Below are 22,513 nucleotides of genomic sequence, written 5' to 3'. Positions count from 1 at the left end.
CTCAGACCGCCTCGACCGGCCGCCGCCGTTCGGCGCGGCCGGCGGCGGAGGCGGCCAGCATGTGCCGAGCGAAGATCGCGGCCCGGCGGCGGCGCGGCACCCGCGCCCGCGCGGTCAGCACGTCGTGCCCGGCCGCGGCGATCTCGTCCAGGATGCCGCTGTACAGCTCGTACGCTGCGCGGATGCAGGGACGGGAGGACGGCGCGAGCAGCTCCACGCCGGCGAGGGCGCGGCGGTAGTGGTCGCGGGCGCGGCCCGACTCGAAGGCGACCAGGTCGCGCAGGGCTCGTGCCGGGACGCCGCGATGGAGGTCGTCCTCGGTGACCCCGAACTTGGCGAGGTCCTCCTGCGGCAGGTAGACGCGGCCACGGGCCAGGTCCTCGGCGACGTCCCGCAGGAAGTTCGTCAGCTGGAACGCCCGTCCCAGCTCGCGGGCCGCCTCGCGGGCCCGCCGCCCGGCACCGGGCACCGTCTCCAGGACGGGAAGCATCATCAGCCCGATCGCGGCACCCGAACCCTCCATGTAGACGAGCAGGTCGTCGTAGGTGCCGTACCGGGTGACGGTGAGGTCGGCGCGCATGGACCGCAGGAAGGCGTCGAGATCGGCGCGCTCGATGCCGAAGGACCGGACGGTGTGCACGAAGGCGGGCAGCACCGGGTCCTCGATCGTCTCGCCCGCCAGGCTCGCGCTCAGCCGCCCGGTCACCTCGTCGAGCGCGCGCGCCCGGTCACCGGCGTCGGCGGCCGTCCCGCCGCGCGCGTCGACGATGTCGTCCACATGGCGGGTGAACCCGTACAGCGCGTGCACGTGGCGGCGCTTCCACGCCGGCAGCAGTATCGTGGCCAGGTAGAATGAGCGGCCGTGCCGGGCGTTGAGCCGGCGGCAGTGCTCATAGCTCGCGGTCAGCGTCATCGGCGGCCTTCCAGGATGCGGGCGGCGGCGAGCCGTCCGGAGATCAGAGCCGGTGGGACGCCCACACCGGGCGCGGTGTACATCCCTGCGAAGTGCAGGCCGGGGACGCGGCGGCTGCGGCCGGCGGGCCGGAACCAGGCCGTCTGGGAGAACCGGTGGTCGAGCGCGAAGGGCGTGCCCGCCGAATGGCCGAGGCGGGCCCAGTCGCGCGGATCGAACGTCCGCCTCGGGGCGCCGGACAGGTCGCCGTACCCGAGGTCGGACAGGCGGGCGAGCAGGCGCTGCTCCAGCCGCGGCGCGAGACGGTCCCAGTCGGCTCCGCTCGCGGTGTTCGGTGCGGGTTCCAGGACGCTCAGCGTGCCGTGGCCGGGCGGCGCCGCGGCGGCGTCCGGCTCGGGGCAGGTGACCAGGAGGCTCGGGTCGGGTTGCGGGCGTCCGGCGGCCAGGGCGGAGAAGGTTCCGGCCCACTCCCGGCCGAAGTGCAGCGTGTGGTGCGCGCGGCCGGGCGGCCGGCCGTCGAGCCCGAAGTGCATCACCAGGCAGGACGGCGAATACCGGGGGCGGTGCAGCCGCCAGTCGCCCGCCGCGTCCGGCAGCAGCCCGCGGCGGGCCCGCGCCAGGTCGCACGCGACCACGACCGACCCGGCGGCGAGCCGTTCGCCGCCCTCCAGCCGCACTGCCGCCACCCCGGACGCGTCCGTCTCGACCCGCTCGGCGCGCACGCCGTACCTCAGCACGGCGCCCGCCTTCTCGGCCACGGCGGCGAGGGCCTGCGGGACGGCGTGCATGCCGCCCGCCGCCGGGAAGTACACCCCGCCGATGGTGTCCATGTACGCGACGACCGCGTACACCGCCAGCGCCTTGCCGGGAGGGAGCCCGACGTACAGCGACTGGAACGTGTGCGCCCTGATGAGCCGTTCGTCGGTCAACTGGCTTGCCACGAACCGGTCCAGCCGCCGGAAACCGCCCGCCGCCGCGAGCCTGAGCAGCGCGACGGGACGGGCCATGCTCCGCAGCCGGGTCATGTCCGCGTCGATGAACGCCGGCCATTCGGCCTCGAACATCGCTGCGAGCCGCCGCCGGAACCGCAGGTAGCGGGCCGCCTCGTCCGGCCCGCACAGCTCGCGGACGTTCTCGGCCATCCGCTCCGCGCCCGCCACCACGTCCAGCCGCGAGCCGTCGTGGAAGGACAGCCGGTAGAACGGATCGAGGCGCCGGAGCGGCAGGAGGTTCTCCATGTCCTCGCCCGCCGCGCCGAACGTCTCCGCCAGTACCTGCGGCATGGTCAGCACCGAAGGGCCCGTGTCGAACCGGTAGCGTCCCGCGTGCGCCGTTCCGCAGCATCCGCCCGGTTCGTCCCGGACCTCGACCACCACGACCTCGCGGCCTCCGGCGGCGAGGTGGATCGCCGCCGACAACCCGGCCAGACCCGCCCCGATGACGACGACCGGACCGCTCTGCGCCATCAGCGCCCGCCACGGCGCACCGTGGACACGAAGTCGCGCTCAATGCCCGTCATGTGCAGTGCGCCGATCATGTCCCCTCCTTGATTGTCCGCCCGTACCCCCCCTCTGACCTGCACACGCACGCCTGAAGCGAATTTTGCCCGCCATGCACCGTCCCGATGGCCGCCGCTCCCAGCGCCCGTTCAGCTCGTCCGTCGCCGCCCGGTCAGCACCGCGGCGGGCACCGCGAACGCGCCCATCGCCACCCCGCCCGCCACCGCCACGACGGGATCCCTCGGCTCGAACACCACCGCGAACGCCAGCGTCTCCATCACCGCCATGAGCCCGTACGTCGCCACGAGCCCCGCCGGGGCGTCCGGCCCGCCGACCCACGCCTCGGTCACGGCCATGAGCAGCGCGGACACGCCCAGCCAGCCGGCGAAGTTGCTCGCCGGCACCCCCCGGTAGGCGCCGCGGCGCGCCCATCTCCACAGGTCGTGCCGGAGCATCTGCGGGTCCAGGAACGCGTCCCACGCGGTCAGCGCCAGCGCTCCGACCGCCGCCCGGCGCACCGGCCGCCGGCCCGGAACCAGAACGGCCGCGACCGCGTGCGCCGCCAGCCCCATCCCGGACCACGCCACCGCGACCGTCACGGGGACACCGCCCACCTGCGGTCGCAGCACCGGTGTGTAGGTGTACCGCCCGAACGGCAGCCCGGTCCGCACTCCGATCCGTTCCGCGGTGTGCCCCAGCGCCATCGCGGTCGCCACCGCGCCGGCCGCCCGCGCGGAGCCCCGCCGCGACGCGGCGAAGCAACCGGCCGCCGCCGCGAGCGCACCCACCACCGGGTTGATCCAGCGCACCGGCTCCGCGCCGACCCCGGACGCCACCTGCGCGGCCACCATGGACGCCAGGAAACCGGCTCCGGCGACCGCGTACCCGTCCGCTCTGCGCCGCGCGCCTTCCCGCACCGTCCGATCCTCGAGCCGCACCATCGACTCGGCCCCGCCCCGTCCCCGCTTCATACGAGCGTGCTTACCCAGCGTGACCTGGATGAACGGTGCCGGTGACCGCCCGGCCCGGCGGGGCCCCGTCGAGCGATTGTCCCAGCGCATCGGGGGCATCTCATTTCGCGTGACCATACCGACCAGGCACCCCCGGCCCCGGCTGGCGGTGTCCAGCTGCCTGCTCGGCGCGCCCGTCCGCTACAACGGCGGCCACAGCCGGAGCCGGTTCCTCACCGACATGCTGTCACGGCACGTCGACTGGGTGCCGGTCTGCCCGGAGATGGAGATCGGGCTCGCGGCGCCCCGGCCCGCGATGCGGCTGCGGACCGACGGGCACATCGTCACCAAGGACGGCGCGTCCGACCACACCGCGGCCATGACCGCCCTGGCCGAGCGCCGGCTCCCCGACCTGGACGGCATCGACGGATACGTCCTGAAGTCCCGCTCTCCCAGCTGCGGCCTGTCCAACCTGCCCCGGTACGCCGCCGGGGAGCCGGACGAGCGCACCGACGGGCAGCCGGTCGACCGCAAGGGCCGCGGGGTGTTCGCCGCGCTGCTCCTGGACGCCTACCCCGACCTGCCCGCCGAGGAGGACGGCCGGCTCAACGATCCCGTGCTGCGCGAGCATTTCATCGAGCAGGTCTTCGCCCAGGCCCGGCTGCGGGAGCTCTTCGCCGGCGACTGGCGCCCACGCGACCTGGTCGCCTTCCACAGCCGGCACAAGTACCAGCTCCTCGCCCACGCCCCCGACGGATACCGGGAGACCGGACGCATCGTCGCCCGCGCGGGCGAGCGCCCGCCGGACGAGCTGGAACGCGACTACCGCCACGCGTTCACCGCCACCCTCGCCGTCCGCGCAGGACGCGGCCGCCACACCAACGCCCTCCAGCACATCTTCGGCTACCTCACCGACGACCTCGATCCCGCGCGCCGCCACGACATCCTCACCGCGATCGAGTCCTACCGGAACGGGCAGGCGCCATTGAGCGTCCCCATCGCCCTGCTGCGCCACCACGCCCAAGGCGAACATCTCGCCTACATAGCCGAGCAGACCTACCTGGCCCCCTTCCCCGACGACCTCCTCCTCCGCCACAACCTCTGACCGAGACCGCTCTTCAACCCTCGGACGGACGCAAGCGTTCGATCGGCTGCGGTTCTTCACGGGACTCATCGCTGCTCTGCTGGTAAAACGCCAGGACCGCGGCGATGACGGCGGTCCGGAAAAGGAGCGAGAAGACACTGCCCTCCGGACCGTAACCGCCTCCGGTCAGCCACGTGGGGCCTTGGATCGCCGGGTGGACGAGCGCGCCGCTGTAGGCGGTCTCGTCGCTGATGGGAAAGCCTATGACGGTGCCCTGGAGGTAATTCCAAGCGAAATGGATGCCGACGGGCAGCCAGATCCGTCCGGTCCGCAGATAGGCCACGCCGTACATGAGCCCGCCCATGGAGTTGCTGAGGACGGAGATGGCGGTGGCGTTCGGGCTGCCGGTCAGGTGCACCACGCCGAAGATCGCGGCGGAGAGCGCGAGGCCGATCAGCGGGCGGCGGGTGAGCCTGGCCAGGCTGTTGAGCATCAGCGCGCGGTACACCACTTCTTCGCCGACCGCGGCGGCGACGAGCACGGTGGTCGCGTATCCCAGGCGCGATGCGTCCAGCCGGACGTCCTGAAGGTGCGAGTCGGTGCAGACGAGTATCGCGGCGACCGTTGCTCCCATTGCGGCTCCGCCGATGACCAGGCCGCCGGCGATCTCGCGAGCGCATCCGTTCCGGATACCCAGCCCTAAAGGCGCGCCGCGTTTCCAGCGGGCGAAAAGGGCCGTGGCCGCGCCGCCTCCGAGCACGACGGCGAACGCACCGCCGATCAGCGTGTCAACGTCCATCGCGACCTCTGCCTGGTGTTGTCCGGGGTGACGGACAGAGCGTCGTCGATGAGCGATTCAAAAAAAAATCCGGCCACCCCCCGTCGACATTCGGGGGTTGACCCCATGGCCTCGGACTGGCGGTCGCCGGCCTCGATCAGCGATGCCCCCGCCTACCTGGTCGACCGCAACACCGACGTGCCGTCATGGAACCGGCCGACCACGGCATACGAGGCGTGCGGGAATGGTCATCGACTGGCGCGCGGGCGCCCGCGACATCGCGGCCTTCCTCCGCATGGACGGCGCCGAGGAGAAATGGAGCGCGGTCGATGCCGGGGCGTCAACGACCGACCGCGGCTCCCGCCGCGAGCGTCCGCTGAAGACCTCCGACATCAAGCCCGGGTCCGGGTGACGCGCCCCTCGCAGCAGACCGCAACGCTCTACCTGCGCAAGGAGGGTGGGTGCCCCGCTATACGGACCCGACCGCGGCCGTCGGTGCGGATTTTCGTCACTTCTTCATCGACAGCTCTACGCCGCCGTGCCCAGGGAGCGTCACGGACGTGAAGGGTCCAGTGGGAGAGCGGACATATTCAAGGTAGGAAGCGTACTGCTTGTGCCCGCTGACGACGTTGTCGCACATGACGATAGCGCCGGGGCGCAATTTCGGAACGACCAGTTCCAGCGCCGGCAGCGCAAGGGGAATCCAGATGTCGACCAGCATGAAGTCCACCGGGGCGTCGAGATCCTTGAGCGTGTCCCGCAGGTCCCCTTCGCGTATCTCGGCGTACTCTCCGACTCCCGCGTCGTCCAGGTTGCGCCGGGCTGCCGCCGCCTTGCCCGGCTCGTGCTCCGTGCCGATGACCAGGCCGTCGCCCGGGCCGCCGGCGACGTTGTCGCGGATCGCCGAGGCGAGATAGATCGTGGACACCCCGAAGGACGTTCCCGCCTCGACGACCCGGCGGGCACCCAGTGAGCGGCACAACAGGTAGCACAGCTCCGCCTTGTGCGGATCGAGCGCGACCAGCTTGTCGGCGAGCCAGGCCTTGGTGTCGGCGTTCTGCGTCGGGTCCCATGTGCCCGTGCGTATCCGGCTTTTGACCGAGTGGACGAGCAGCGGGGCCAGCGCTCTGCGGGTCTGCCGTCTGCTTCGCGCATGCAGGCGCTCGACGACGGCCGATGCCCGCGAATCCAGGGGCGTTGGGGCTAGCTTGTTCGTCACTTTCGCCTCACCGGCCTTTCGGGTCGGGTCAGGAACTCGAGACTCCACGCCATCGGCACGCGTCCGTACGCATGCCGATGCCGCCCCCGCGCGGCGGCCGGACTCGCGGAGTCTTCGATGGGGTCCGATAGTAACCAGAAGTCACCGGGAAAAGTTAGGTTTGCCTACCCTAATTTTGGTGTGTCGGGAGTGACGCGAGGCCTCCAGTCGCGCACCCGGCGCCGGGCCCAGCCTCTTCGCAGTGCCGCCGTCGAGCCCGACGTCGCCGGACGCGGCCGACCGGGTCCAGCGCGTACGGCGCGGGTGACGCGCTGGACCAGCCGTGCCCGGATGCGGATACCGCCCCGCCGGCCAGCGCGGAGACGTCCGCCACGGCCAAGGCCAACCGCGATCATCTGAGACGGCAACAAGGCTGTCGGACGGCCGCTGATCTCGGGTCCACCACTCCCAAGGGCTAGCGGCGTGCTCTCCGCCGCGTTTTGTAGCCCCTCGCGGGCCCCCGTCGCGGCGTGCGGCGGGGGCCGCTGCGTCCTCGGGTGGTAGGAGCCGCTCGGAAACGCGGAATCGGTGCTAGGCCTGGGCGCGGTCGAGTTCGAACTCGTCGTGGGCGCAGAAGATGTCGGCTTCGCTGTTGAGGGCCAATTCGTTGAGCCGCTTCAGGTTGTGCACGCGTGTGGTCCGGTCCGCTTGCAGCAGCGATTGGAACACCGTGAGGAACGGCGGACTGGAGGGTTCGCGCTCCATATGGCGGTGGTTGAAGTAGGCGTCGCCGGCGTGGACGAGCCAGCGTCGTGATCCGTCCTCGCGGCCGGTGTCGATGGCGACGCCGAGGTGCCCGCGGGTGTGTCCGGCCAGCGGGACGAGCAGGATCGAGGGCGGGAGCCCGGGCAGGTCCCGGACGGCCGAGAACCCGAACCAGGTGTCTCCTGCCGTGGAGTGCGGCACCCAGTCCGGGCCGTGCGCCCATTGCGCGGCGTGGTAGCGGAAGCGTTCCTGCGCGGTGAGCGGACGGCGGGCGGCCTCGAGTTCGGCGGCCGACAGGTGGACCTTGGCGTTCGGGAAGTCCAAGAGTCCTCCCGCGTGGTCGACGTCCAGGTGGGTGAGCACGATGTGGCGCACGTCGCCGACCGCGTAGCCGAGCCGTTCGACGTGGCGGGCCGCGGTCTCGTCGGGGTCCAGCGCCGGCCGGGAGTAGAACCGGAACGTTCGGCTCAGCCTTTCCGGACGAGCGGTGTCGCCGAGCCCGAAACCCGTGTCGACCAGGACGAGGCCGTCGTCGGTCTCGAGCAGCAGGCAGTGGCACACCTGCCGAGCGAACACCAGCGGACGAGCGGCCCCGCTGACGAGACGGCCGGCGACCGGCTGGCAGCCCTGGAAGGAGGTCGCCGCGCTCTGGCGTGACGCCGACCGCCTCGACGTGTTCGTCAGCGGCCAGAACGGGACGGTCATCACCACCCGGTGGGCGCCTCCGATGCCCGTCGGAACCCCGCACCTGGGCATCCCGCTCTGACGGACCGGCCGGGGCCGATCACGGATCGGCCCCGGCCGCGTGAACGGAGTCGGGTCGGTTGCTCAGGTCGTCGGTGTGGTGTCCGTCAGGCCGAGCATCTGGGCGGCGTTGCGGTCGAGGACGGCGGTCTTCTCCTCGGCGGTGAGGTAGGGGGAGTCCTGCACGTAGGCGATGGCCTCCGGGAGGGACGCGAAGATCTCATCGCTGCCCAGCAGGAGCCGGTCGGCGCCGTAGGTCTCCTTGGCGGCGGCCAGTGCGAGCGGGACGTCCTGGATGGCCACGTCGTACCAGAAGCGGCGCAGGCCGGCCATGGGGTCGCCGGGTTCCAGGGGCAGGTCGTTCATCCATGTGAAGTAGCCGCTGCCGACGGCCTTGACCGCGCTCTGCTCCAGTCCTCGGCGGAGGTTGCGCTCCAGCCTCGGCCACAGGAACGGCAGGTTGCCCGCGCACATGGCGAAGACGAAGCGCAGCGAGGGGTGCCGGGTGCTCACACCGGAGTACATGATCCGGACGGGTGCCACGGCGATCTGCGTGGGGCTGCCGAACGCGGTGTGCAGGCCCCAGTCGGCCAGCCCGGGATGGGGGGAGGAGTCGGTGCCGGCCGGGTGGACGTACACGACGGCGTCGTGGCGGGCGAGGTTGGCCCAGAACGGTTCGAAGTCGGGGTGGTCGATGGGCTTCCCGGAGAACGAGCAGGGCAGCGCGATTCCGGTGAAGCCGAGTTCGCCCAGGCACCGTTCGGTCTCGGCGATCGCGGCGTCCACGTGGGGCAACGGGACGCTGCCGAACGCCTGCAGGCGGCCCGGGTGCTTCTGCTTGGCCTGGTGGTAGATGTCGTTGATGCAGGCGGCGGCGCGGGCGGACGCCTCGGCGCCCTCGACCTCGGTGTTGAGGCCGATCGCGCTCAGGATCTGCAGGTCGACCCCCGTCTCGTCCAGTAGCGCGACCCGCTCGTCCAGGTCGTCGCGCTGGCGGCCGGCGAACTTCAGGTCCTCGCGGCCCAGTTCGACGAGCAGGTCGATGTAGGCGGCGGGCCAGTAGTGCGCGTGGACGTCGATCCTCATCGGGCCTCTCCTCGGTGCTCGGGGCGGATCTCCTCGCCGGCCGGTGCTGCGAAGGTCTGCGGGGCGAGTCCGGGCATGACCTCCTTGGCGAACAACTGGAATGACCGGTCGAAGAGGTCGGGGTCGTAGGGGCCGACGGTGAACCGGACGTTGAGGTGCGGGATGCCGCGTTCGGGGTATTCGCGGATCTGCTCGGCGACGCCGCCGGGGTCGCCCGCGATGATCCACGACTGGACGTGCACGGCGTTGCGGACGAGCGGGTCGGCCATGGCCGCCGGTCCGGCCGGCAGGTCCGACAGGTCCATGGCCGCCATCTCGCGCAGCGTGCGGGGGTCACCGCTCCGGTCCATCATCGGGTTGGCGCCGGCCATGCGCTCGGCCATGTCCCAGGCCTCGTCCTCGCTGCGGCCGACGATGACATGCCGGGTGACCAGCGATCGGGTGGACTGCAGTGCGACGTGCTCGTCGGCGAAGCCGGCGGCGGTCATGGCGGTCCGGTGGAGGGCGAACTTGCGTGCCGCGTCGGACGGGAGGCAGGGGCCGAGGAAGACGGGGCGTCCGCGGGTGCCCGCCTTCTCGATGACGGCGTCGGTGTTGCTGCCGATGGCCAGCAGCGGGCCGCCCGCGCGGTAGGAGATCGGCATCAGCCGCCCGTTCAGCTCCCCGGCGTCTCCGGGGATGCCGGGGATCAGCGGCGGATCGTCCGGCCGGTGCTCCTGCGCGCGGAGCAGCAGGTCGAACTTGGCGTCGAAGATCTCATGGCGCTTGTCCGGGTCGATGCCGAAGTTGCGGAAGTCGGGGGAGAAGCCGACGCGGCCCGCCGACAGCCCCATGATGAACCGGCCCCGGGTGAGCAGGTCGATGATGTTGGCGTTCTCGGCCAGCCGGAGCGTCTGCTGCAGCGGCAGCGGCACGATCGTGGTGCCGAAGTAGGCGTCGCCGAGGTCGGGCGACAACCGCGCCGCCATCAGGAACGGGTTGCAGTAGGGCTCGTAGTTGTTGAAATGCTGCTCGCCGAAGGTGACCATGGCGAACCCGGCGGCGGCCGCCGCCTGGGCCTGCCGCAGGCACAGGTCGATCAGCGGCAGATCGTCGGCACCGGACCTGGAGAACGGTCCCATGAAGACGGACAGATACATCGTTGTGCTCCTGTTCGGCGATCTCGCGGTGAGGTATCGGAGAGGTTCCGGGGCGACGCTCAGTAGGCGACGGTGATGCGCCGGCGGATCGCGGTTCGGCGTTCGAGCTCGTCGGCCAGTGCGAGCGCGAAGTCGGGGATGGAGATGGCGCTGGCGCCGGCGGAGTCGGTGAGGACCCGGTCGCCGCCCAGCCGGTAGCGGCCGGTGCGCTCGCCGGGCTTGATGACGATCGCGGGGGACAGGTACGTCCAGTCCAGGTCCTCGACCGTGCGGAACACCGCGAGTGCCGCCGCCTGGGCGTAGGAGGCGGGCTTGTACGGCTCGGGGAAACCGGGGGTGTCGACGAGCCTGACGCCCGGTTCGGTCTCCAGGGTTCCCGCGCCGCCGACGGCCAGCAGCCGCCGGACGCCCGCCCGGCGCAGCCCGCGCACCAGCCCGGACGCGGCGTCGGCGAGCGAGGCGGGGTCGCCGGCCGCGACCGCGGAGACGACCGCGTCATGGCCCGCGGCCAGCCGCGCGACCGAGTCCGGGTCCGCCGCGTCGCCCCTGCGGGCGCTCGCCAGGTCGCCGGCCGGTCCGCCGGCCGTCCGGGACACGCCGGTGACCCGGTGGCCGCGCCCGCTCAGCTCAGCGGCGATGGCCTGGCCGATGGAGCCGGTGGCGCCGAAAAGAACGATCTTCATGCGGGCTCCTGCCGGTGCAGCGACCGGTAGCCGCTGCGGAAGTAGAGAAGCGGTTCGCCGCCGTGCCCTTCGTTGAGCGCGAGCACCCGGCCGATGACGATCTGGTGGTCGCCCGCCTCGTGGACGTCCTCGACGGCGCATTCGATGTGGGCGATGGCTCCGTTCAGCAGCGGCCCGGCCGTCCCGGGGCGCCAGGCGACATCGGCGAACTTGTCGGTGTCGCTCCTGGCGAAGGCGGTGCTGAGCGCGCTCTGCCCGGCGGCCAGGATGTTGACCGCGAAGTGGCCGGTCGGCCTGATCCGCGGCCAGCTCGTCGAGCGGCGGCCCGCGGTGAACAGCACCAGCGGCGGGTCGAGCGACAGGGCGGAGAACGACTGGCAGGTGAATCCCGCCGGTCCCGACTCGCCCCCTCCGGTCACGACGACGACGCCCGTGCAGAAATGGGACAGGACGCGGCGGAAGCGGTCCTCCGTCACTGGTTCGTACTGCGTCATGGTCATCCGAGACTCCCGGCTCGGGCGGCCACCGGTCTCGTCCGCGGCGGCACTGTGCGAGGAACGTACCGACCGACTCGTCAGTCAGTCAATAGCCGCGCCGGCGCCCCAGCCGGCTCGGCGGCCGAGCCGGGTGGTCGGGTGCGGGGTCAGCCGCGCCGTGCGGCGAGCCGTGCGGCGAGCATGTCCGCGAACAGCTCGAACGAGGCTCCGACGTCCAGCGATGCGTCGATCAGCGAGAGTTTCTGCAGGCCGTTGATGGTGCCGGAGATCAGCGCGGCCGCGGCGTCCAGGTCGGTGTCGGCGGCGATCTCGCCGCCCCGCCGGGCGGACTCCAGAAGCGAAATGATCATCTCGCGGATGCCCTGGGCGCGGCGCTCGGCGAATGCGCGGGCCGCCTCGTTTCCGGCGATGCCCTCGCCTTCCAGGACGTGGACCAGCCGCAGCGACAACCGGACCTCCTCGGACGTGCCGAGGAACACCGCCAGGTCGCGGATGTGGTCCAGGAGCGGGCCGGCCTCGTTGACCGGCGCGAACCTGCGTCCCGCCTCCGTCTGCAACTCGTCCAGGACGGCCTGGAAAAGCGCCTCCTTGGAGGCGAAGTGGTGCAGCACGCCGGAGCGGGACAGGCCGCGAAGCCTGGCGATCTCGGACAGCGTCGTCTGCTGGTAACCGCGCTCGGCGAAGACCTCGGTGGCCGCCCGGACGATGCCCGCCTTGATCTCGGCGCTCTCCTCGACCTGCCGCCAGGAGCGGTTGCGGGGCTTGCGGGCGGGCTTGGCGGAGGTGTCGTCCGGCCGACCGGCCGACTCGCGAGTTGGTTGATTCACATCCGGGATGGTACCGGCGGCCGTGCGGGCGGAGGGTCCGGTATTTACAACCGACTGACGGGTCAGTATGTTGCGTCCACGCCAGGTGTGGTCCCCATCACGGCGCACCGCGGGCCGCCTGTCGCACGTCGTCGTTCCTCGCTCGCCGGGAGAAAACGCATGATCCAATTCCTCGCCGGACCCGCGGCGGCCGCCGCCGGACCCAGCTCCGAAGGCTCTCGGCGATGAGCCAGTACCTGCTGTTCGCCCTGCTCGGGCTCGGTCAGGGCGCGCTGATCGCCGGCCTGGCCCTGGCGCTCGTCCTGACCCATCGGGGATCGGGCACGATCAACCTCGGCACCGGAGCCGTGGCGGTGCTCGGCGCCTACGCCTTCTACGGTCTCAAGGCGGAGGGAGCCCTGTTCGGCCTCCCCTTGGGCGGGCCTTGGCGCACCCTGCCCGCGCTGGTCGTCGCGCTGCTGGTGTGCGCGCTGGCCGGTGTGCTGATCGACGCGGTGGCGCTGCGTCCGCTGCGCGCCGCCGCCCCGCTGGCGCGGCTGCTGGCCTCGCTGGGCGTCCTGGTGATCATCCAGTCGCTGATCGTGCTGCGCTACGGGAGCGACGGCCAGGCCGCGCCCGAGGTCTTCCCCGCCGGACCCGGCGCCGTCGTCGAGATCTTCGGCGCCGCCGTGCCGACCGACCGGTTCCTCCTCGCCGGGGTGGTGGTGCTCGCCGCGGTGGCGCTGTCGCTGCTCTACCGGTACAGCCGGTTCGGGCTGGCCACCCGCGCCGCCGCCGAGAACGAGACGCTGGCGATGGCCAACGGGCTGTCGGCCGACCGGCTCTCGATGGCCAACACGGTCGCCGCCTGCGTGGTGGCCGGCGCGCTCGGCATCCTGGCGGCCGCGCAGACCCAACTGGACCCGATGACCATCCCGCTGGCCGTCGTCCCGGCGCTGGGCGCGGCGCTGCTGGGCCGCTTCACCTCCTTCGGCGTCGCCGCGGCCGCCGGCCTGGTGATGGGCGTCGTGCAGTCGATGCTGGTCGGCCTGCAAGCCCAGACCTGGTTCCCGACCTCCGGCGGGCAGCCGGTTCCGGGCCTCGCCGACCTGCTGTTCTTCCTGGTCATCGTCGGGGCCGTGCTGTGGCGGGGCGCCGCGCTGCCGCAGCGCGGCGCGGTCGCCGAGCGGAGGCTGCCGGCCGCCGTGGCTCCCCGCAGGCCCGGCCGGATGGCGCTGGTCGCCGCGGTCGTCCTGGCCGTGCTGTTCCTGACGCTGCCGTTCGGCACCCGGCAGGCGCTCACCAACTCGCTGATCGCCATGGTGCTGTGCCTGTCGCTGGTGGTCATCACCGGGTTCGTCGGCCAGCTGTCGCTGATCCAGGTCGCGCTGGCGGGCGTGTCCGGGTTCGTGGTGTCCCGGCTGGCGGGGCAGGCCGGCATCGGCTTTCCGCTCGGGCCGCTCGCCGGCATCCTGGCGGCCACGGTCCTGGGCGTGCTGGTGGCCTTCTCGGCGCTGCGCGTACGCGGGGTCAACCTGGCGATGGTCACCATCGCCGGGGCCGTGGCCCTGCAGACGTTCGGGTTCCAGAACCCGGTCTGGGGAGCGGGCACCACCGACCTCCGGGTCCCCGAGCCGCGGCTGCTCGGCATCGACCTCGGGCCCAGCGCGCCGTTCCCGGTCAACCGGGACAGCGTCCCGAGCCCCCTGTTCGGGCTCGGCTGCGCCGCCGTGCTCATCGCCGTCGCGCTGCTGGTGGCGCGCCTGCGGCGAGACCCGCTCGGCCGGCGGATGCTGGCCGTGCGGTCCAACGAGCGGGCCGCCGCGGCGGCGGGCGTCAACGTCCGCAACGTCAAACTCGCCGCGTTCGCGATCTCCTCGGCGATCGCCGGTCTCGGCGGCGCGATGTACGCCTACGACTTCGGCACGGTCAGCTCCGGACGCTTCGACCTCGTGCTCGCGCTGGCGTTCATCGCCTTCGCCTACGTCGGCGGGATCACCACCGTCGGCGGAGCGGTGATCGCCGGGCTGGGCGTGACCGGCGGGCTCCTCAGCCACGTCCTCGACGCATGGGTGGGCGTCCCGGCGCAGTGGCAACTGCTGCTGGGCGGCATCGCGCTCGTCCTCACCATCGCCTACCAGCCCGGCGGGATCGCCGCCGACCTCCGCGCACGCACCGGGCGCCTGGAAGCGCGGCTTCGCGGGCACCGCGCGGACCGCCCGGCCGGTGCGACGGGGGCGGCCCGATGAGCGCGACGCTGACCGCCGCCGGGCTCACCGTCCGGTACGGCGGGGTGCGGGCCCTGTCCGGGGTCGACCTCACCGTCGAGCCGGGCACCCTGGTCGGCCTGATCGGCCCGAACGGCGCGGGCAAGACCACCTGCATCGACGCCCTCACCGGCTTCGCCTCCGCCACCGGGCGGGTGCGGCTGGGCGGGGACGATCTGACCGGCCTGCGGCCCGACGTCCGCGCCCGCCGCGGCCTGGCCCGCACCTGGCAGGCGGGCGAGCTGTTCGGCGACCTCACCGTCCGGGAGAACCTGCTGGTCGCCGCCGGCCACCGGTCATGGCGGCAGGCGATCACCGAGTTCCTGGGCCGGTCCGCGCCCGATCCGGCCGCCGCCGAGGAGGCCCTCGACCTGCTCGGGCTGCGCGAACACGCCGGCACCATGCCCGACGAACTCAGCCACGGAACCCGCAAGCTCGTCGGCGTCGCCCGCGCCGTGGCGTCCCGTCCGCACGTGCTCTGCCTGGACGAACCGGCCGCCGGGCTGGACGCCGGGGAGAGCCGGGAACTGGGTGAACGGCTCCGCTCGGTGGCCGGCACCGGGACGGGTGTGCTGCTGGTCGACCACGACATGGACCTGGTGCTGTCGGCCTGCGACAGCGTGGTCGTCCTGGAGTTCGGAGAGGTCATCGCCTCCGGCGCCCCGGACGACGTACGCCGCGACCCGCGCGTGGTCGCCGCCTACCTGGGCGGCGCCGCCGCGACCCCCGACGACCAGCAGGAGGCCAGGTCATGACGCTGCTTCGGCTGGAACGGGTCACCGCCGGCTACGACGGCGCCCCCGCGATCCGCGACCTCGACCTGACCGTCGAGACCGGCGAAACGGTCGCCCTGCTCGGCCCCAACGGAGCAGGGAAGACCACCACGCTGCGCACCATCTCCGGATTCATCCGGCCGATGGGCGGACGGGTCGGTCTCGACGACCGGGACACCCGCGGAACCGCCCCACACCGCCTGGCCCGCGCCGGCATCTCGCACGCGCTGGAAGGGCACGGCGTGTTCTCCGGGCTGACCACCGGCGAGCACTTCCGGCTCGGACGCCGCGGACAGCGCCTCGACACCGAACGCGCCCGCGAGCACTTCCCCGCGCTCGTCCCGCTGTGGGAGCGCCGCGCCGGGCTGCTGTCGGGCGGCGAGCAGCAGATGCTCGCGCTGGCCCTCGCCCTCGCCCGCCGCCCCCGCCTGCTGCTCATCGACGAACTCAGCCTCGGGCTGGCCCCCGCCATCGTGCAGCGGCTGCTGCCGGTCGTCCGGCGGTACGCCGCCGACATCGGCGCCGGGGTGCTGCTGGTCGAGCAGAACCCGCACCTCGCACTGGAGATGGCCGACCGCGCCTACGTCCTCGTCCACGGACGCGTCGTGAACCACGGGCCCGCCGACGCCATGCGCCGCGACCCCGAACTCCTGGTCGGCAGCTACCTCGGCGCCGCCCCGGAACCATCCGCCCCTCGCCAGACCGATGCAGAGCGGCACTCCACAAGGAGAGACACATGAACAAGCGAGGATTGTCCGTCATTGCGGCGGGAGTCCTGCTCGCCGCGGCACTGGCCGGATGCGGCGACGACGGCGACGCGTCCGCGCCCGAAGGATCGGCGACGCCCACCGGCCCCGTCAGCCAGACGACCGTCGACACCCTGGCGCGCTACACCGGCGGCGAGCCCGGCGCCGCCACCAAGGACCCGATCACCATCGGCTTCATCAACAGCCAGGGCGGCGCCAACGCGTTCCCGCAGTACACCGTGGCCGTGGAAGGCGCGGTCAAGCTGGTCAACGAACGGCTCGGCGGGATCGACGGCCACCCGATCAAGCTCAAGACGTGCTTTATCCCCGACAAGGAGGAACAGGGCCAGGTCTGCGCCCAGCAGTTCCTCGGCGACAAGTCCGTCGTCGCCGTCATGCAGGCGGCCACCGACACCGGGGCGCAATCCTTCCACGCCACCCTGGCCGGGAAACTCCCCGTGCTCGGCGTCCAGCCCACCCCGGCGGGCGCGACCGCCCCCAACACCTACTACATCTCCGGCGGGCAGTTCGGCGCGGCGGGCTTCGTCACCTACGCCAAGGACTACCGCAAGGCCAAGTCCGTGGCGATGCTCAGCGCCGCCGGCCTGCCCGTCGCCGTCCAGGCCGCAGCCGCGATGAAGAAGGGCTTCGAAGCCGCCGGTATCAAGGTCACCCAGGCCACCTACAACCCGGCCACCACCGACTTCGTCCCGTCCATCGTCGCCAGCGGGGCACAGAAAGCCGACCTGTTCCTGCCGCTGGTGGTCGTCCAGCCCCAGTGCATCGCTCTGGCCAAGGCGCTCAAGCAGACGAAACTGCGGGCCGAGACCGTCACCTTCAACGACTGCCTGGGCGGCTCGGTGAAAAAGGCGCTGGGCGACTTTCCTGAATGGACGTACCTGTCGACCACCGTCAACGAGAAGGCACCCGCCACCGGCGAGGCCAAGGCCGACGTCGACGCCTACAACGACTGGTTCCGGCAGGTCGCCTCACGAATGGACGAATCACCGGCCGGAGTGTCGGGCTTCCAGATGGTGCTCGTGCTCAGCCGGATCCTCACCAAGGCGGGCGCGGACGACCTGACCGCCGCCACCGTCGGCAAAGCACTCAAAGAGTTCACCGGCCCGGTCTTCATGGGGGAACCGAAAATCGCCTTCGGCCAGAATCCGGCCCTGCCCGCCATCGGCTCGTTCGGCTCCCGCTTCTACGCCTACAAGGGCCACGGGACCTGGACCGACACCGCCGGCGGCCAATGGGTGCGACCCCCGGCGATCCGCCCCTGACCCGCGAACCGACCTCCGGCCCCGGCCGGCCGTGGCTCCGAAACTCCGGCCTCGGCCGGCCGACCCACGCCGATCTCATCGGCCCGGCACCTGCCTGCACGTGGATCGGCGAGGTCCCGAGGGTGCGGGACGCCTGGGCGGTCACGGGGGCTGGACACTGCATCACTGAAAAGTTAACATCTGGTCGGTATTGACCCGGGTGCGCGAGGGAGTGCGGTGTGAGTCCAGCGAAGTCGCGCGGCCCGTACGCCAAGACGGCCGCCCGGCGCGCCGACATCGTCCGTGCCGCGCGCGACAGCTTCGCCGAGCGCGGTTTCGCCCAGTCGTCGCTGCGCGACATCGCCGAGCGGGCGGGCATCACCCACACCGGCCTGCTGCATCATTTCCGCACGAAGGACGAGTTGCTCGCCGCCGTGCTCGCCCAGCGCGACGCCGAGGAATGGGAGCGCGGCTCGGCGGAGGTTCCGGACGCCGAGGCCGTCGGAGAGTACCTCGGCGAGCTGCTCAAGGAGCATCAACGGGCACCCGAACTGATGCGCCTGTGGGCGGAGCTCACCGTCGCGGCCTCGCGGCCCGATCACCCCGCCCACGCCTATTTCGTCGACCGCTACGAACGGGCGCGCGCCCGCACCGCGCAGATGATGAGCGAGCGCCGGCCGTCCGACCCGCCGGACGGGGACGACGACCCCGACACGGCGGCGATGATCTTTCACGCCGTGCTGTACGGGCTGCAGGTGCAGTGGCTGCTGAACCCGCGGCTCGACATCGGCAAGGCACTGGAACACGCCCTGCACCTTCTGCTCGACGGTCCGGCCGCGCCGGCCGACCGGTCCTCGCCCTCGAACCGCTCCACCACGGAGGCATGACCTCCGGCTGACCCCTCCTGCCTCCCTGGGGCACGGCCTGGCCGTGGCTCTGGGAGCACCCATCTCTACTGAGAATGGAGTTCTTGTTTTTCGCAAGTATTACTTGCCACCCATCCTCTTTGGAGGCCGTACTCAATGAGAACCGTTCGACGCAGCACCGTGTCGCGAATGCTCCTGGCCGTTCTCGCCGCCGGTGCCATGGCGATCGGCGGCGCGGCGGCGACGGCGGCTCCCGGCCGGGCCGTCCCACCGGCGCCCAAGCCCGAACCGATCAAGATCGAGGAGCTGCCGCTCCCGCCCGTCGCACCGTCCGCCTCGGCGGGCTCGTGCACTCCGGCGATCAACCCGCACCGCACCGGGTGCATCGGCAAGGCGACCGACCTGCAGTCGGGAGACTTCCTGCCCGACGGGCACCACGTCCTCGCCACGGTCGGCTTCACCGGCGCCCCCGCCGCGCCCGACCCCGCCGCCGCCTACACAGGCGAGCAGCTCATCATCGTCAAGACCGACGGGCGCACCTTCCCGAACGGCGACGCCTGGAAATGCGTCACCTGCGGCGTCCCCGACGCCAACGCGGTCGGCCGCAGTTCGGCGATGGACTATCCGCAGGCGTTCAAGGACGGCAGGCGCGCGCTGGCCGGCACCAACATCATCGACTGCGGCCCGTACCGGCTCACCAGTTCCGCCTGCACTCCGAACCGCGTCCACATCTATCCGATCCGCTGGAACGTCGCCGCCGACGGATCCGGCGCGGGCGGCGGCATCCGCGAGCTGCGGCTGCACCCCGACAACGTGCACCTGGGGTTCAACGCCGCCACTGTCACCAATGGCAAGTTCAACCAGTACGGCTACTTCGCGCGACTGAAGTTCGACCCCGCGCCGAAGACGGGAACACCGCTGGCGCCCCGCTACGACCTGGTCAAGGTGACCCGCCTGTTCGACCCCGACCCCGGCAAGCAGCCCGTCACCGTCGACCCGCGCCACCCCGGCCGCCTGAGGATCAACCCGCAGGCCGTCTCGGTCGGTGAACTGCGCGGCTTCTCGGGCACCGGGGACGAGGTCTCCTATGTCGGCTACCCCGACGAGTCGTCCAACATCGACGTCTTCGCCGCGAACCTGAGGACCGGCAAGGTCCGCCGCCTCACCAGCAACCCCGAGTACACCGACCCGATCGCCATCTCACCCGACGACGGCTGGACCGTTGCCATGGACACCCGCGGCTCGAACCGGCAGATGTTCCTCGCCGCGATGCGCGCCGTCCCGCCCGTCACGGACCTGATCACCACCAGCGCCGTGTCGTCCACCCGCAACAACGGGGAGCGGCGCTTCTTCCAGCCCTATCTCATCGACCGGTACGGCGACCGCGGCGCCTACCAGGGCCAGCGGATCAACGCCGCAGGGAACGGCGGACCCGGCGCGATCAACGACCCAAACTGGAACGGCATGGCCGACCCCCGCTGGTCGCCCGACGGGACCAGCATCGTCTACTGGCAAGCCCTCGCCGTCCCGCCCGCCTGCGGCGGCGCCAACCCGCTGCCCTGCGAGACCTCCACCGAACCCGGCGGACGCACCGCGCGCATGATGATCGCCCACCTCACCAGCCGCAAGCCCCGCAAGCCCCGGCACGTCGCCGTCGCCTCCGACACCGTCCCGTGGGGGACGCCCTACGTTCCGGGCAGCGCCATCCCGGCCCGCCCGTACCCCCCGCAAGGGCACTACACCCTGGTCGGCAAGCGGTCCGGTTCCGCGGCGGTGACCATCACCGAGAACGCCGACCACACCGCGATCAGCACCGTCTCGGTCGCCTACCGGAACTACTCCGACGACGGCGCCCGCATCCTCAACGGCACCGAAAGGGTCACCGCCACCAACCCCAGCCCCACCCTCAACAAACTCGACTGGTACTCCGACCTTGTCCAGACCGGACGCGACCACGGCACCAAGAAGACCGGCCCCGACGGATTCCACCTCACCATCGACGTCCTCACCAACATCTTCCAAGCCACCGGAACGCTCACCACCACCATCAAAGGCCGCACCTATCACCAGCCGGCCAACGGAACCTGACCGCAGCCGAGACGATCGGCTCCGGAAGGCCCGCCCTCCCCACGGCTGGGAGGGCGGGCCTGCGGGAACGTGCGCGGGTGCCGGCCGCCGACCGCCGTGACGGCGCAGCCGCCGGCTTCGGCGAGGGCATGCGCGACGTTGGCGTCCAACAGGGGCTGGCGCCCGTGCCGGACGTCGTCCGCGAACACCGCTGTCAGAACGGAGCATCTGTAGCGGGCCGGACACCTGACCCCGGCTGAACCGTGCGCCGCTCGGACGCCGTCGGCGGAACATGGGCGACATCCGAGCGAACAACGGGTGAATATAACCGCGCGTCACGCGGTCTGCGGCCGAGACGCGGGCCAGTCGGTCCGAGGGCTTCCGGGTCGAAGATGACGTCGGTCTTCGCCTTCCGAACGCGCTTTGTCCCTTTTTCCGTACAAGCGGGAGATCTGCGGTTCGTACCCGCGCCCAGCATTTCGTTCGCTCTTGTGGCGTATCGACCTCGACGAAGTACAGTGATCTTCGCTGCGCGGAGGGAGGTCGGCTCCGCCCCTCCTGGACCGTCGCCTCAGCCCTGGTACGGCAGCCGCATTTCATTAGGTGAGCTGGGGGTATGCGTGCTGGGGTGGTCGGCGGAGGCGGGTTCGTTGGTGGTGCCAGCGGGCTCTGGCTCGGTGGCGGTCTCGCCAGTTCTGCCAGTGGATGGTGTGCTCGATGCTGTGGTGGCGGGGGTGGAGGGCGTTGACCAGGGTTTTGAGCGCTGCGACGGTGAGCGGTGTGTGCCCGGGCTCGGCGGGTGGTGTGTCGTGTGGGCCGGTCGGTGTCGTCCACCCGTTGCGTTCAGGCAGGTCGGAGGAGACCGCACGGACGTACTCGCGGGCCTGGACCCACGGCTCGATCCGGGCGAAGCAGCCCCGGACCGCTTCCATCACCTCATGCAGGCCCGCCATGGCCCGCTCAGCCTCTACGATGAGCGCAGCGGCTGTTCTGGATCTTGCTCTCTTCACACAGACTTGATCACAGAGCAGCCGTCTTCATGTCCGGCGTTCCGATCACAAGATCACATCAACCGCCCGGCCCCTCGCCTCACCCCCGCGACGCATCCGCCCAGCTCAGACTGCAAAGTGCGGCTGCCGTACTAGTGCCGCAGCAGGCAACGTTCGCCCTGTCTTGAGTGCGTGACACGCCTGTCGTCTTCCCGGACTCGAGGGCGTGGCCGCTTCAGACTTCAGTCATGGCTGAGCGGGTGCGGGTGCGGGAACTCGACAACGATGAGGGGCAACGGCTGCTGCGGATCATCCGCCGCGGTACCGGGTCGGTGGTGACCTGGCGGCGAGCACAGATGATCCTGCTATCGGCCCAGGGCATGGACGTCGCCAAGATCGCGCAGGTGGCGTTCACCAGCCAGGATCGAGTCCGGGACGTGATCCACAACTTCAACGCCGACGGGTTCGACTCGCTGTACCCCAAGTACAAAGGCGGCCGGCCGCCGACGTTCACCCTGCCGCAGCGCCGTGAGATCAAGAAGATCGCCAAGTCCAAGCCGGTCGAGCACGGGCTGCCGTTCTCGACCTGGAGCCTGACCAAGCTGGCCGACTTCCTGGTCGCCGAGGGGGTGGTCGACGACATCTCCCACGAGGGCCTGCGTGCCCTGCTGCGTGCCGAGAACGTCTCGTTTCAACGGATGAAGACCTGGAAAGCCTCGCGAGACCCCGACTACGGGGCCAAGAAGGTTCGCGTCGAGCACCTGTACGCCATCGCCGACGGCGAGGTCCGCCCGGAGTCCGGCGAACCCGAAGTGGTCTTCTGCATGGACGAATTCGGGCCGCTGAACATCCAGCCCCACCCGGGGCGGCAATGGACCGACCAGGGCGGTAAGCACAACACCGCCCCCGACCGGCAGTCCAGGCCCCGGCGACGCGCCACCTACCGCCGTACCCACGGCGTGCGGCACCTGTTCGCCGCCCTGGACCTGGGTACCGACAAGATGTACGGGCACATCAAGAAACGCAAGAAACGCGCCCAGTTCCTGGAGTTCTGCCGCTACCTGCGCTCGCTCTACCCGCCCCAGGTGCGGATTGCGATCATATGTGACAACTACAGCCCGCATCTGACCACAAAGACCGACAAAAGCGTCGGCCAGTGGGCGGTGGCCAACAACGTCGAGATCGCCTATACCCCGACCAATTCATCATGGCTGAACCGCATCGAGGCTCAGTTCACCGCGCTGCGCTACTTCACCCTCGACGGCACCGACCACACCAGCCACCGCGAGCAGGGCAGCATGATCCGCCGCTACATCGCCTGGCGCAATCGGCACACCACCGATCCCGACCTCCGCCGCGTAGTCAACAGGGCGAACGTTGCCTGATGCGGCACTAGACCAT

General features: G+C 71.4%; 20 protein-coding genes and 1 pseudogene. 9 read left to right on the top strand and 12 right to left on the bottom strand.

What is annotated here, in order from left to right; genetic code table 11:
• Window position 1 precedes the first annotated feature (1 nt).
• From F8568_RS34700 to F8568_RS34690, 3 genes are all read right to left on the bottom strand, one after another.
• The gene (locus tag F8568_RS34700; protein ID WP_151597894.1) at window positions 2–913 is read right to left on the bottom strand and encodes a phytoene/squalene synthase family protein; all 912 of its coding nucleotides are present in this window, start codon (window positions 911–913) and stop codon (window positions 2–4) included.
• Window positions 910–2,379 (bottom strand): phytoene desaturase family protein, encoded by a 1,470-nt coding sequence (locus F8568_RS34695; RefSeq protein WP_151597893.1) that lies wholly within the window; start codon window positions 2,377–2,379, stop codon window positions 910–912. The genes F8568_RS34700 and F8568_RS34695 overlap by 4 nt, the downstream gene beginning before the upstream one ends.
• A gap of 182 nt (window positions 2,380–2,561) precedes the next feature.
• Window positions 2,562–3,383: a carotenoid biosynthesis protein gene (locus F8568_RS34690; RefSeq protein WP_236009792.1), complete on the bottom strand. Its 822-nt coding sequence runs from the start codon at window positions 3,381–3,383 to the stop codon at window positions 2,562–2,564.
• Between the two features lie 115 nt (window positions 3,384–3,498).
• Here F8568_RS34690 and F8568_RS34685 point away from each other — a divergent pair, with 115 nt between their 5' ends.
• Entirely contained in the window at window positions 3,499–4,467 is a 969-nt protein-coding gene (locus F8568_RS34685) for a YbgA family protein (protein WP_328601157.1), read from the top strand.
• Window positions 4,468–4,480: 13 nt separating this feature from the next.
• Here the strand turns inward: F8568_RS34685 and F8568_RS34680 are convergent, their stop codons facing one another.
• Complete coding sequence (locus F8568_RS34680; RefSeq protein ID WP_151597891.1) at window positions 4,481–5,245, bottom strand: CPBP family intramembrane glutamic endopeptidase; 765 nt, start codon at window positions 5,243–5,245, stop codon at window positions 4,481–4,483.
• A 223-nt stretch (window positions 5,246–5,468) separates the two neighbouring features.
• Here F8568_RS34680 and F8568_RS34675 point away from each other — a divergent pair, with 223 nt between their 5' ends.
• On the top strand, window positions 5,469–5,636 hold the full coding sequence (locus F8568_RS34675; RefSeq protein ID WP_160573876.1) for a hypothetical protein: 168 nt from the start codon (window positions 5,469–5,471) through the stop codon (window positions 5,634–5,636).
• Window positions 5,637–5,732: 96 nt separating this feature from the next.
• Here F8568_RS34675 and F8568_RS34670 read toward each other — a convergent pair whose 3' ends face one another.
• The 7 genes from F8568_RS34670 to F8568_RS34640 all read right to left on the bottom strand — a co-directional run bounded on the left by F8568_RS34670 (window position 5,733) and on the right by F8568_RS34640 (window position 12,163).
• Window positions 5,733–6,443, bottom strand: coding sequence for an O-methyltransferase (locus F8568_RS34670; RefSeq protein ID WP_151597890.1), 711 nt, complete (start codon window positions 6,441–6,443; stop codon window positions 5,733–5,735).
• 570 nt (window positions 6,444–7,013) lie between these two features.
• Window positions 7,014–7,892 carry an MBL fold metallo-hydrolase gene (locus tag F8568_RS34665; protein ID WP_151597917.1) on the bottom strand — a complete coding sequence of 293 codons (879 nt, stop codon included), beginning with the start codon at window positions 7,890–7,892 and terminating at the stop codon, window positions 7,014–7,016.
• A gap of 123 nt (window positions 7,893–8,015) precedes the next feature.
• On the bottom strand, window positions 8,016–9,017 hold the full coding sequence (locus tag F8568_RS34660; RefSeq protein ID WP_151597889.1) for an amidohydrolase family protein: 1,002 nt from the start codon (window positions 9,015–9,017) through the stop codon (window positions 8,016–8,018).
• Window positions 9,014–10,156 carry an LLM class flavin-dependent oxidoreductase gene (locus F8568_RS34655; protein ID WP_151597888.1) on the bottom strand — a complete coding sequence of 381 codons (1,143 nt, stop codon included), beginning with the start codon at window positions 10,154–10,156 and terminating at the stop codon, window positions 9,014–9,016. Before F8568_RS34655 ends, F8568_RS34660 begins: the two co-directional genes overlap by 4 nt.
• Window positions 10,157–10,215: 59 nt before the next feature.
• On the bottom strand, window positions 10,216–10,839 hold the full coding sequence (locus F8568_RS34650; RefSeq protein ID WP_151597887.1) for an NAD(P)-dependent oxidoreductase: 624 nt from the start codon (window positions 10,837–10,839) through the stop codon (window positions 10,216–10,218).
• The gene (locus F8568_RS34645) at window positions 10,836–11,339 is read right to left on the bottom strand and encodes a flavin reductase family protein (protein WP_151597886.1); all 504 of its coding nucleotides are present in this window, start codon (window positions 11,337–11,339) and stop codon (window positions 10,836–10,838) included. The genes F8568_RS34650 and F8568_RS34645 overlap by 4 nt, the downstream gene beginning before the upstream one ends.
• Window positions 11,340–11,482: 143 nt before the next feature.
• Complete coding sequence (locus F8568_RS34640) at window positions 11,483–12,163, bottom strand: TetR/AcrR family transcriptional regulator (RefSeq protein WP_160573875.1); 681 nt, start codon at window positions 12,161–12,163, stop codon at window positions 11,483–11,485.
• A gap of 224 nt (window positions 12,164–12,387) precedes the next feature.
• Between F8568_RS34640 and F8568_RS34635 the strand changes: the two genes are divergently transcribed.
• The 6 genes from F8568_RS34635 to F8568_RS34610 all read left to right on the top strand — a co-directional run bounded on the left by F8568_RS34635 (window position 12,388) and on the right by F8568_RS34610 (window position 20,144).
• Window positions 12,388–14,391, top strand: coding sequence for an ABC transporter permease (locus tag F8568_RS34635; protein ID WP_151597884.1), 2,004 nt, complete (start codon window positions 12,388–12,390; stop codon window positions 14,389–14,391).
• The gene (locus F8568_RS34630; protein ID WP_151597883.1) at window positions 14,388–15,164 is read left to right on the top strand and encodes an ABC transporter ATP-binding protein; all 777 of its coding nucleotides are present in this window, start codon (window positions 14,388–14,390) and stop codon (window positions 15,162–15,164) included. Before F8568_RS34635 ends, F8568_RS34630 begins: the two co-directional genes overlap by 4 nt.
• Window positions 15,161–15,922 carry an ABC transporter ATP-binding protein gene (locus tag F8568_RS34625; protein ID WP_151597882.1) on the top strand — a complete coding sequence of 254 codons (762 nt, stop codon included), beginning with the start codon at window positions 15,161–15,163 and terminating at the stop codon, window positions 15,920–15,922. Before F8568_RS34630 ends, F8568_RS34625 begins: the two co-directional genes overlap by 4 nt.
• The gene (locus tag F8568_RS34620) at window positions 15,919–17,211 is read left to right on the top strand and encodes an ABC transporter substrate-binding protein (RefSeq protein ID WP_151597881.1); all 1,293 of its coding nucleotides are present in this window, start codon (window positions 15,919–15,921) and stop codon (window positions 17,209–17,211) included. Before F8568_RS34625 ends, F8568_RS34620 begins: the two co-directional genes overlap by 4 nt.
• Window positions 17,212–17,429: 218 nt before the next feature.
• Complete coding sequence (locus F8568_RS34615) at window positions 17,430–18,077, top strand: TetR/AcrR family transcriptional regulator (RefSeq protein WP_151597880.1); 648 nt, start codon at window positions 17,430–17,432, stop codon at window positions 18,075–18,077.
• A gap of 168 nt (window positions 18,078–18,245) precedes the next feature.
• A complete protein-coding gene (locus F8568_RS34610) occupies window positions 18,246–20,144 on the top strand; it encodes a TolB family protein (protein ID WP_202125689.1) in 1,899 nt (632 codons plus the stop codon).
• Between the two features lie 578 nt (window positions 20,145–20,722).
• On the opposite strand, the pseudogene F8568_RS51485 reads toward F8568_RS34610, so the two are convergent.
• Window positions 20,723–20,947: pseudogene (locus F8568_RS51485) on the bottom strand (IS701 family transposase); the annotation flags it as partial.
• A 413-nt stretch (window positions 20,948–21,360) separates the two neighbouring features.
• Here F8568_RS51485 and F8568_RS34600 point away from each other — a divergent pair.
• Complete coding sequence (locus F8568_RS34600; protein ID WP_151597878.1) at window positions 21,361–22,497, top strand: IS630 family transposase; 1,137 nt, start codon at window positions 21,361–21,363, stop codon at window positions 22,495–22,497.
• Window positions 22,498–22,513 lie beyond the last annotated feature (16 nt).

The organism is Actinomadura physcomitrii, from assembly GCF_008923205.2.
GTDB lineage: Bacteria > Actinomycetota > Actinomycetes > Streptosporangiales > Streptosporangiaceae > Spirillospora > Spirillospora physcomitrii.
Note: the sequence above shows the minus strand (reverse complement) of the source record. Positions and strands in the feature narration are given on the sequence as shown.